This is a genomic window from Nesiotobacter zosterae, from assembly GCF_033843645.1.
In the GTDB taxonomy this organism is placed as follows: Bacteria; Pseudomonadota; Alphaproteobacteria; order Rhizobiales; family Stappiaceae; genus Pseudovibrio; species Pseudovibrio zosterae.
The window spans coordinates 1-1,404 of record NZ_JAWXVZ010000027.1; the positions used below are offsets into that span (position 1 = coordinate 1).

Annotated in this window: 2 tRNA genes and 1 rRNA gene; all 3 read left to right on the top strand. The window is 54.1% G+C overall.

The annotated features are described in order from the left end of the window. Window positions 1–179 precede the first annotated feature (179 nt). A tRNA-Ile gene (locus Q3Y58_RS19445) sits at window positions 180–256 on the top strand. 313 nt (window positions 257–569) lie between these two features. Further along, a tRNA-Ala gene (locus Q3Y58_RS19450) sits at window positions 570–645 on the top strand. Between the two features lie 479 nt (window positions 646–1,124). After that, window positions 1,125–1,404, top strand: a 23S ribosomal RNA gene (locus tag Q3Y58_RS19455); the annotation flags it as partial.

Consider the following 1,404-nt stretch of genomic DNA (forward strand, 5'->3'; position numbering starts at 1 on the left):
AGAAGCTTCGGTGAAAGCCGCCGTCTTCGTTTCTCTTTCTTCAATAGATCGCTGGAAGGTTTGGTTGCTCATTTGAGCACAATCCATCTTTGCTTTTGGTCCTTTGTGACTGGCTTTTGGCGCCTTGGCGCTTGTTGAGCCGGCCAGCTCGATGAGCTGATGAGGGGCTGAGTGAACATGGGTCGGTAGCTCAGGTGGTTAGAGCGCACGCCTGATAAGCGTGAGGTCGGAGGTTCAAGTCCTCCTCGACCCACCATCCTTCGGATGTGTGTCTCGTCGGCCATTGTCTTTTTTGCGTGTGCTCGCCTCTTTGAGGCTGCGCGCAACGCGGGCTCGACCCACCGGGCGTGCTGATAGCACGGACGGTGACAAGGTTTAGCCCTGCTTAGAAGGCTCGACCCACCGGGCGTGCTGATAGCACGGACGGTGATGAGGCAAGCATCAAAGTGAATTTGTGGCACTCATTCCGAACGCGTTAGCGTGAGTAGGACCGACCGGTCCGCCGAGCTGATGCGAGGATAGCCTAAGCGAACGGATGTTCGCGCCGGCGCCTGAGGCCAAGAATAAACGGGGCCTTAGCTCAGCTGGGAGAGCGCCTGATTTGCATTCAGGAGGTCAGGAGTTCGATCCTCCTAGGCTCCACCACTTACTTCGTTCGGTGTGGACCCTAGGGTTCTTCCGTTTGCGTGTGCTCGCCTCTTTGAGGCTGCGCGCAGCGCGGGGGCTCCACCACTTACCTTGTTCTCGGCTTTTTGAGCGCCTTGCATTGGCATGGGCTGTTCGAAGCTGATTGAGAGGTCCGGCTTTTAAAGATCTATTGAGAGAGTATTCGTTTTGTCTGAGCCTTAGGGTTTGGGCGTGTTCTGTGACATGTTGAAGAGAAGACATAACTGGCCGCATTGAGCGCCATATTCCTTTTGGGATATGCTTGATGTGACAGCTAGCCAGTTAGCCATTCCTTATGGGATGGTCCAATGGGGGCGCTTGACCGCTGCCCCGCCGGTTATGTCTCGAGAAGCTGGTCTTAATAAATGACTTTGAGTTTGTTTGTAGCTCAAAGTTCTTTTGTTGGCTTTGCCGGTGCGGATTATGTTCTGCATTTGGTGATTATAGCTAATGAGAGTGATCAAGTGTCTTAAGGGCATCTGGTGAATGCCTTGGCGACAAGAGGCGATGAAGGACGTGATACGCTGCGATAAGCGTCGGGGAGCTGCGAATAAGCTTTGATCCGGCGATTTCCGAATGGGGCAACCCACTCCGTATGGAGTACCCGAAAAGGGAGCGAACCCGGGGAACTGAAACATCTAAGTACCCGGAGGAAAGGACATCAACCGAGACTCCGCTAGTAGTGGCGAGCGAACGCGGACCAGGCCAGTGGTTGCAATTTAAGAACCGGAACAGGTT